Genomic DNA, 8,983 nt, shown 5'->3' on the forward strand with positions numbered 1-8,983 from the left:
ACCAACGCCCGATGGAGCCGTCTATAGTGAAGCGCATAACGGTTACATTGCCATAGAAGTGACAACACGTAACTATAAGGAGATTGATATTCAACAAAAACAAGAATTTGCGAAAACATTTTTATCCGGATATGAACAACTATAGGAGGAGAAAACATGGCAATACAACCAACATTTATCGTTCCACCTACTTTTTATACAGTACATGAAATTATGGATAATACGAATTCACCCTATATTTTAAACTTACATGACATTCAGGAAGATCCATATAAGAGAAAATTAAGTGATGAATTACATTTATTCATCATGAAGCATTATCATAATCTATTTACATTTATGCTTCATCATCAACCCTACATGTTAAAATCACAATTTTTGGACCTATTTGGCTACCAAAAAGGAAAAAAGAATAAATCTAGAACACTTGGTTACGCAAAGTTAAAAGAGTTAGAAGATAAACTGTTAATTGGTTCTAAATCCTTTTATGGTGCTGAATATATTTATTTATCTTATCGAGCTTACTATTATTTTGGCCAAGAAAAAAAGGTGCTACCAATTGCACCTGGAGAGAATGTACTCTTCCGCCATTTTACTCGCATGGAAGACTATCTAGAATTAAATAAACAATATACAGATCCAATATTATTAACCGCATTACTTTGCTCTCACGAGCATTATTATCTGTTACATACAGAACCCTTTTTCCCAATTCAACCAATACAAGAAAAAGATACACGTTACTTTGGAGAATACTTCCCAAACAACAAAATACCTAAAAATCTTGATATGGAATTTGTAACAGACTTTCTCATAAAAACAAAACAAGAAAATAGAGGATTATGGTTAATCAATGAAGAGACACCTGAAACTCAACTTCATGTACTCATTACATTTATCGATGAACTTTTTAAAATTCTTACTACACGTTGTTCTCTTAAATTACTTATTAATAATCAAAAAGAATCTTTACGAATCATAGCAAATATTATCCCAATACCAGGAACATCTTATATCACGATTAACAATCTAATCTCTGATATCTATCATATTGAATTTTTATTAAAGATTTGTTTCCCAACAGTCATAACAAGCTTTACTTTTATTGTGATGAATCAAGATCATGAACGCGAGTTAAACAATGTTGTAAGTAGAATCACTAAAATTAGAGAAAATAAAAAGAACTTACAACCTTGGCAATCTATGATTGATCCAAAAAACATCAAAATCCGGAATACAAATCTATTTAGACGTTTAAATTTCAATGATTCCTACGAATCTCAAAGAGAAAAACCACTTCCACAGTAAACGCTTACTTTTAGTAAGTGTTTTTTGGTCTTCCCCCTACTTTTGAGGTAGAGGCTGGCCGGGGTGTGGGGAGACCCCACGTATTGCGTATCTAAAAATAAAGTAAAAATTAATTAGGGAACGTTAGATCAAGCGGTTTGGCTCGTATAATGAGTAGCTCAAGCCGATATGCCTAAATCCCACTTTTGAGTTTATCGGCTTGGCGATGAAAGCAAACGAGCCAAAAAAAGTTCCGCAAGGATGTTAGAAAAAAGAAAGTCTTCGACTTTAGCCGAGGATTAACGAGGCGACTTTTTTCTAACAAAGGTGGAGATTTTTAAGCGGGGTTTGCTTAAAAATACTACCTGTTCCTTTCGTAACTTTTAGCTATTTCTATATAGAGTAAGAAGGGACAAGCATACTAAAGTAGAAAATACCCAGTAATATCAAGGGTTTCAGGATTTTTCGTACTTACCGTTTTTGGTAAGTAAACTTACCGTTTTTGGTAAGTACGAAATTAATAAAAAAAGTCTACTTATTAAAGTAGACTTAAAATAATTTAATAGGTAAATTTTTAAGTTGTTTTGGAACCTTTCTAAACATTGCTTTAAGTGTTGGATTAACTTCATCTCTATTCCCTGAAAACATAATGTGAGGATTTATAAATAATGCATATGCTCTAACATTATTATCATCAACACCACTCTCTGAACGAGCTATAATACCTTTATCAATTAACTTTCTAACTAGTGGACTCACCTTAGTTTCATGTCTTCCAATTTTTTTAGCTAATTCTCGCTGAGTTAATGGGATTTGTTCTTTTGAATTAATATCACTAACTAAACAATTACTTAAAAACCCTACACACATTGAAATATCTAATAAAAATACTTTTTCAGCATTTGTTAAATAATCAATTTCAAATAAATATTGGATATTTTGTTGAATGATTTGAACAAACTTTGCTTTATTTTTTATTTTTCGTTCAGGAACTAATTTCATTCCCCTTGAACTGGCTTTTGCCTGGAGCTCATTTACTATGTACATCTCTTCTTCTGACAAGATCTTCGAATTCTCGATATCTCTCAATCTTGCATTTTTTTCAGCCCGTTCTAAATTGATACTATTTGTCATAACTTTTCTCCTCATTCCTAGTATTTACAACTAGTACAGAGGCTCTTTTTATGCTATTATGTAATTAGAATTTTATAAGAATAAAAAGCCTCTCATTATAGTTGTTTCTCGACAATTCAATTATATCATGATTGGCTTTTTTTGTTATAACTAAATAGAAAAGAACTGTGACTAACCCAGGTGGAAAATACGCTTCTAGTTTTACAGAAGATGTTTGTGGTGGAACGATTATTTGGTATTTAAAGTCTATTCAAGGTGGAATTGGTATTTACGAAGGTCATATGAAATAATAGAGTATAATATTGGATTGTATTAGAGCCTCATTTATTGAGGCTCTTTTATTTTTTTTATAAAAATATCGAAAAACTCAAAAGAGCAATAATTCCCGAAACTAACGAAACCCCTACAACAATCAACGTTTTTTGAATAATATACTTTTTCTTATCTCGCTTGTCTCTTTCCTCATTCACATCTTTATTTTCCATGAAAGCAACAATTTCAGCGTATGTTTTTATATTTTCACGTTTCTTAATTATGTCAATTTTTATAGCAGCTGTCATAGCAATTACCCAAAAAACAAATGGAATAATTAAACCTAAACTACCAAAATATTTAATTGCTAATCCTATTGATCCTACAGCTAAAATCAAAAATATAGCCATTACCTGACCCAACTTATTAAATTTAACTTGCTGAAGATTATTTTTCATCATTTCTACGTCCCCTTTAACTAAGTCATCTAGAGAAACATCGAAAAGAACACTTAGAAGCAATAAATTGTGAATATCAGGATAGCTTCTTTCATTTTCCCAATTTGAAATCGTTTGACGAGAAACATAAATTTTTTCAGCTAAATCTTCTTGAGAAAACCCTTCCCTATCTCGATATTTTTTAATTTGTTTACTAAGATTCATTTCGCTCGCTCCTTCTACATCAAAAATAGTTCAAGGTGATTTGTTTATGGTAGCAAATATCTTTATAAAAGCTGTTTTCAATATGTCAAAAAGCTTTATATACGTTTAAAAACCCCTTATTTATCAACATTTGTTAAATCCTAATCTTCAACCAATCAAAATAAAACTAATAAATTAAATATTATCCTCTATATTTAATTAATACAATATTATCAACCACTAAAAAAAGAATCTCATAAAAACAAGACTCTTTTTTAGTGGTCTTGAAAGTAAACTTTTGAATAGAAGTTTACTTTCAATAAAAACAAAAGACGACATTAAATAAGTCGTCTTTTTTCTTTAAAACATCTATAAAAATTTTATTTTTTCTCCTGATTTTCTACTTTTTCAATTTTAGTATTGAATCCACTTTTAAATCCGTCCCAAAAATCACAGCCACCTAATGAAAACACAAATACACATAATAGACCTATCATAATACCCTTTTTGTAGTTCATTCTATAACATCCTCCATAAATACAAATCAATATCGTAATTATAATATATAAATTAAGAATATCTACAAAAACAATCTTAAATTCACCTTAAATAATCAAACTGTTATTATCATTTTTTGAAAGTAAACTTTTTATTAAAGGTTTACATTCATTTATCACTCAAAAAAGGCAAAAAGACAGCTGATTTATTGCTGTCTTTTTGCCTTTTGATCTATACATATTCTATTTTTTAGGCATCCATGTATGTCCGCAATTCATACAACCATTGACAATATTTTTTCTACCAATAAATCCACTGAATAAAGTTATAGGTGCCCCTAAGAGCATAATAAACCAAGTAATAAGTAAGGCTATACCAGAAAGAGGAGAGATTATATTCCCAATAGAAGCTATTCCAGCTATAAGTGTAGCTAACATAAGAAACAAAATTAAAAACATCCTTTTAAAATTATAACCACGTTTATTACCAACTATTTGATCAGATTTACATTTCCTACAAACAACCCGCCTAGTTACCTTTTCTTTTTCTACTGTCATGTCCAATCATCCCTTTTAACTATAAATTTCAATAAATTAATTATAAAATATATAAACTATAATAAGATACAAATATTATCAAAATAAGAAATAGAACCCTAAAAACCAGGATTTTTTGCTTATTCTTCAATGTAAACTAATAAATATTAGTTTACATTCATTATCCCTTAAATATTGACTTTTCAAGAAATTCTCTAATACCCTCAATCTATATAGAAAAAGTATACATTCAAAAAGTTGTAAAAATAAGCAAAAAAAAGCCTATTTCTTGGCGTCCAGAAATAGGCAAAGAAGGGTAAAACATGAGCTAAATAAAAATATAACGTACTCCTACTCAAAATTATAAAATATTATTGTTGGTACTAAATCCTGTCAAAACCATAATTATATGATTTTGATATACAATCTTCCATTAATTCATCACCCCCTAACATCTAAAGATAAAAACGTTAGGAAATTAAATGAGTACCTACCTTTATTTTTTACAGAAGAACTTTGAAGGAATCTCTAACCAAAAAAACAAACAATTCACCAAAGCTCCATAAACAACATTTTTAATTAACTCTGACAAAAAAGTGCCCCAATTAATTAAAATAACAATAGTTCCATCATTAATACCTAAACCTAACACTCCTAAAACTGATAATACTGTCAATAAAACAAAAAAACGCTTGCTCATGTTTTAACCCCGTTTCTTTTAATATTTATATTTTTAACAAACAAAATACAAAAATAAAAAGTATACGGGAAGAAAACCCGATACAATTTATTTCTGTATCGGGTACGTTATAAGTTTATTTTACAACAATAAAATATATAAATATATAATGACTCTTTAAATATATAAACATATATAGCAAGAAAATACTTGTAGACTGATCTATACTGAATTCCCTTATTCTATGTATACCATAAAAATTATTTCGTTTTTTCTTTTAATACATATTCTAACAATTTTTTAAAATAAATTACTTTAGATTTCTTTCCACTCTTTTTATCCATATTTCTTAATAATTTACTTAAGAAATATATAACTATCATAAAGATACCTAACTGACAAAAAATATATAAATTTGGATAAAGCTTAGGATTAACAAATATAGGTACATAATCTTTCAAAAAGAAAGCAGAAATTACACCCATTAAATTAGTTCCTGCTGTTGAACCTTTAGAACTATCATATATTTCTTCTAAACTTTCAAGTCTAAAAAGAGCATAATTAAGAACATCCTCATCTAATTTCAATAAATCTTTCTCTCTTTCCTTCATATGTGAAAAATCATCTACTTTTTCATTACATATGAAATATTCATCTATAAATACAATTAAATCATCATTAGAAGAAAGTAAAATTTTATTTATTAATTTATCAGTATTCATAATATAACTTCCTATCTATTAAATATTATTTATCTCTTTCTTATACATCATGTACTGTTTATTTCGTCGTATACTTCACTATATACGATCCCTCTAAACCCTAATAACCCCAGAGAGCATAAACTACCCTTCTGAGGCCAACTTCAAATAAATTTAAATGAAGAATACACCTCATCATAAACTACTTTCCCTACATAGGTGTTCTAGACCCTAAATTTCACTTCCAAAATTCATACCATTTCTTATCCTTGCTTGCCGCAATCAATTTCTTAACTTCCTGAACTTCTCTAATCGTTTGCATGAGCATTTCATCGCGGCCTTGGTTCTTCGCTATGTCTTCGCTAGAATTCGTCGCTATAAGCTTCTGAGAATTCTGTATCGATTGTATAGCGCTCAATAACTCTGATTCTCTTTGTGCGAATCGTTGATCTTGCTCCGTTAATCGTTTAGTTAATTCCTGGAGTAATTCGTTTTGCTTTTCAATGACTTCCTTTTGCTCTTGAATCATCTCCTGTAGCGGTGTAGCGTTCAAATCAGGTTCTTCATAGCGCTCAACTTCATGTCGCTCCAATGGCAATACTTCAATACCTTGATACCATGATACTATTTGCTTTGTAGCGTTTTCTAATGTCATGTCTGTGTCGCTCTTTAAGTTTATAACCTTACGAAACACCATTACATCACTTTCTCTATACTTCCTATGCCCACGTTCATTTTTAATGAAAGTATAACCCTCTTTTTCCAGTACATCAGCATACTTACGTAATGTACTAGATTGGATACCTAATTGCTCTGCCACATCACTAGGACTATATAGCGTCTTCATAGCGTTTCACCTCAAAAAATATATTCGCTATAGCAATGATATACCCTTTTTCCTAATAATTCACGTGTCACTTGTTTCAAACTCTTAATTTCCATAATCTTCACATAGTTAATTTATATAATTCCTATTACAAACCCAACTTTAAAATTGAATACTCATCACATCCAAATACCCACACCAAAATCTTTTTTATTTATACAAGATTTTATGCAAAAAAAAATAGCACGGATCCCTAAAATCCCCGCTACATCAACGATGTATAAAATCCTGTATACGAGATGACGAGACAAAAAAAGAAGAATCCCTGTACATACAGGGATTCTATGAAAATAGTTGCTACCGATAATAGGACATTATGTTAACCAACTATGAATATTAAATACATAAATATATATAAATTATATCCTTAATTTCTAAAACCTTTTATTTTCTATATTTCAAAAAGATAATTGGAATAGTTAATCTATAAAATTAATTCCTTTTTTAAAACCTTAAAAGTCTTAATAGATTATTCTATTAGTATTGATCCCTCATCATTATCTGCTGAATCGGAGCTGGTGCTTCTAGTGAAGAACCGTAAACATTTGTAGAACGAGCTATACAACCACCTGGTCCCATTTGAGGGAATACTATTGTAACTATTTCATTTCCTCCAGCATCGCGTACAACATTATGAATAAAAACACGAGTTCCTGCAGGAATTGCCCCCCCTGATATAGGTACATTATTTAAAATAGTAAAAAAGCTCCCTATTTTACTTGCGAAATCACGATACATATCATCCGTGTAAGTATGAGAATAAGGATTTGAATACCAATTTTGATACATAAATTTTCAACCTCCATATTTCCTAATTTATTTGGTACATTTATCTATATATTCATTGGGTTATAATCTGTATAGATGAAAGACCTATAAACAGTTTTATTTTTAGATATAAATAGCAAAAACTAACCTTATTCAATAATATTAATATTATTAATAATTCTACTTATTTAACCAAAGATATTATTAAAACTTGATAATATCTTTGGTTTTTACCCTATGCTGGGGGTCCCGTCCTACACTTTATATTCCACGGTTCACTTGACCACGAGCCTCTACACCCTCAAACTCCCAAAGATAACCCCAGCGGGCAAAAACCGCCCTTCTGGGGCCACCTCTGATGAGTTTGCATGAGGGTGCCCCTCATGGTCAAGTGACTTTCGCGGCATAAACGTTACGGACTCAGTGATCAGCCCTTGTCTAGCTATTCTCTCATGTACCCCTATTACAAAATCCCTTATATTTAAATTAATATATTGTATAATATAGTTAAATCAGATTCTATTCGGTATCATATATAATCAAGTACATATTCTCCCCTTCAGGGAGCCTGATTTATCCGCCATAACGGCGTCAAATCAGTAAGTTCAAGAGCCTTCTACGGATCGTCCCGCCGTCCATTGTCCGGCAAGACTCAAGCAGGGCAAAATACGCCTGCCTTGGCATGATAAAAGCTGACGCTTTTCCATGCCTGCGGTCAGACACATTCATTTTTGATTCTCGCTACGCTTGAATCAAAAACAAGCTCGGCAAGCCGAGTGAATGGTCTTCAGGCGTATTTTGCCCTGCGGGACTTCCTGGACAGAACGCTTCGCATCTGTCCAGAGTCTTTTTCTAGATCAGCTGACGCTTCCTAGAAAAAGACAAATAAAATTGCCCTTCGGCATTTTTATTTGTTTGATCAAAATGTGATGCTGCACATCACATTTTGTATTCTCCAATCTATAGCTTTGCTATTAGATTGGTTCATTCAAATTCAGCTTCCGCTTTTTTGAATGAAATTAAATAAACATTTGTTTAATAATGTTTATTTAATAAAAACGAATCATGTGTAAATGTCCACATGTCTACATTTACACACAATTCATAACAAAGATACATAGCTTCGCTATGTCTTCCCAAATAAATTAATACACAAATATAGCAAAGACAGGAGGCATCCCTATGGCCGCGCCACGAAAACATATAAGGATTCTAAAAACAAAAGAAATCGAAGGCATAGATATGCTTTGGAAAACTGGAACAGCTACCAGAGAACAAATGGAAAGAGAATATAACATCAAAGGAGATCGCCTGAAAAAACTTTGTCATAGCGGATATTTAGAAGAACGTACAGGAAAAATTGTTTTAGGAGAAAAAGGGATAGAAAAGTTTAAGAAAGAGGGAAAAGAGTATCAATATAAAACCGGTATCAATAACGCCAAACATGATATTCGTCTCTCTGAAAAATACATCTCTCTACCAAAAGAAATAAGAGAAACATGGAAAACAGAAAAACAATTGCATTCAGAAGTCCAGAAAGACTCCAGATACGACGATTTTAAAAAAAGAATAGTAGAGTCCCATCCGCAAGGAAAATTCCA

Annotated in this window: 10 protein-coding genes and 1 pseudogene; 3 read left to right on the plus strand and 8 right to left on the minus strand. The window is 31.0% G+C overall.

The annotated features are described in order from the left end of the window. Nucleotides 1-156: 156 nt before the first annotated feature. Entirely contained in the window at nt 157-1,308 is a 1,152-nt protein-coding gene (locus DN400_RS28970) for a hypothetical protein (RefSeq protein ID WP_147802098.1), read from the plus strand. 528 nt (nt 1,309-1,836) lie between these two features. Here the strand turns inward: DN400_RS28970 and DN400_RS28975 are convergent. Further along, the gene (locus tag DN400_RS28975; RefSeq protein WP_147802099.1) at nt 1,837-2,421 is read right to left on the minus strand and encodes a MarR family transcriptional regulator; all 585 of its coding nucleotides are present in this window, start codon (nt 2,419-2,421) and stop codon (nt 1,837-1,839) included. Nucleotides 2,422-2,579: 158 nt separating this feature from the next. On the opposite strand from DN400_RS28975, the pseudogene DN400_RS28980 reads away from it, so the two are divergent. Then, nucleotides 2,580-2,711, plus strand: a pseudogene (locus tag DN400_RS28980) (LCI fold-containing protein); the annotation flags it as partial. A gap of 57 nt (nt 2,712-2,768) precedes the next feature. Here DN400_RS28980 and DN400_RS28985 read toward each other — a convergent pair. The 7 genes from DN400_RS28985 to DN400_RS29010 form a co-directional block, all read right to left on the minus strand. Next, the gene (locus tag DN400_RS28985) at nt 2,769-3,335 is read right to left on the minus strand and encodes a helix-turn-helix transcriptional regulator (protein WP_147802100.1); all 567 of its coding nucleotides are present in this window, start codon (nt 3,333-3,335) and stop codon (nt 2,769-2,771) included. 359 nt (nt 3,336-3,694) lie between these two features. Further along, the gene (locus DN400_RS29675; protein WP_166695583.1) at nt 3,695-3,832 is read right to left on the minus strand and encodes a hypothetical protein; all 138 of its coding nucleotides are present in this window, start codon (nt 3,830-3,832) and stop codon (nt 3,695-3,697) included. 222 nt (nt 3,833-4,054) lie between these two features. After that, nucleotides 4,055-4,369: a hypothetical protein gene (locus tag DN400_RS28990; RefSeq protein ID WP_097854141.1), complete on the minus strand. Its 315-nt coding sequence runs from the start codon at nt 4,367-4,369 to the stop codon at nt 4,055-4,057. Between the two features lie 475 nt (nt 4,370-4,844). Beyond that, complete coding sequence (locus DN400_RS28995; protein ID WP_000043998.1) at nt 4,845-5,048, minus strand: hypothetical protein; 204 nt, start codon at nt 5,046-5,048, stop codon at nt 4,845-4,847. Nucleotides 5,049-5,287: 239 nt separating this feature from the next. Further along, complete coding sequence (locus DN400_RS29000; RefSeq protein WP_147802101.1) at nt 5,288-5,749, minus strand: hypothetical protein; 462 nt, start codon at nt 5,747-5,749, stop codon at nt 5,288-5,290. Nucleotides 5,750-5,966: 217 nt separating this feature from the next. After that, nucleotides 5,967-6,575 carry a DUF3967 domain-containing protein gene (locus DN400_RS29005; RefSeq protein ID WP_000855471.1) on the minus strand — a complete coding sequence of 203 codons (609 nt, stop codon included), beginning with the start codon at nt 6,573-6,575 and terminating at the stop codon, nt 5,967-5,969. A gap of 516 nt (nt 6,576-7,091) precedes the next feature. Next, complete coding sequence (locus DN400_RS29010) at nt 7,092-7,403, minus strand: NADH:ubiquinone oxidoreductase (RefSeq protein WP_147802102.1); 312 nt, start codon at nt 7,401-7,403, stop codon at nt 7,092-7,094. A gap of 1,161 nt (nt 7,404-8,564) precedes the next feature. On the opposite strand from DN400_RS29010, the gene DN400_RS29015 reads away from it, so the two are divergent. Then, on the plus strand, nt 8,565-8,983 hold a 419-nt coding region (locus tag DN400_RS29015), incomplete at its 3' end, for a hypothetical protein (RefSeq protein WP_147802103.1).

Source organism: Bacillus sp. AR8-1 (assembly GCF_008042345.1).
GTDB classification, from domain to species: Bacteria; Bacillota; Bacilli; order Bacillales; family Bacillaceae_G; genus Bacillus_A; species Bacillus_A cereus.

Excerpts from the sequence above, each read along its gene's own strand:
- DN400_RS28985 (WP_147802100.1), bottom strand. The coding sequence starts at position 3,335 with ATGAATCTTAGTAAACAAATTAAAAAATATCGAGATAGGGAAGGGTTT.
- DN400_RS28990 (WP_097854141.1), bottom strand. The coding sequence starts at position 4,369 with ATGACAGTAGAAAAAGAAAAGGTAACTAGGCGGGTTGTTTGTAGGAAA.
- DN400_RS28970 (WP_147802098.1), top strand. The coding sequence starts at position 157 with ATGGCAATACAACCAACATTTATCGTTCCACCTACTTTTTATACAGTA.
- DN400_RS28975 (WP_147802099.1), bottom strand. The coding sequence starts at position 2,421 with ATGACAAATAGTATCAATTTAGAACGGGCTGAAAAAAATGCAAGATTG.
- DN400_RS29005 (WP_000855471.1), bottom strand. The coding sequence starts at position 6,575 with ATGAAGACGCTATATAGTCCTAGTGATGTGGCAGAGCAATTAGGTATC.
- DN400_RS28995 (WP_000043998.1), bottom strand. The coding sequence starts at position 5,048 with ATGAGCAAGCGTTTTTTTGTTTTATTGACAGTATTATCAGTTTTAGGA.
- DN400_RS29000 (WP_147802101.1), bottom strand. The coding sequence starts at position 5,749 with ATGAATACTGATAAATTAATAAATAAAATTTTACTTTCTTCTAATGAT.
- DN400_RS29675 (WP_166695583.1), bottom strand. The coding sequence starts at position 3,832 with ATGAACTACAAAAAGGGTATTATGATAGGTCTATTATGTGTATTTGTG.
- DN400_RS29010 (WP_147802102.1), bottom strand. The coding sequence starts at position 7,403 with ATGTATCAAAATTGGTATTCAAATCCTTATTCTCATACTTACACGGAT.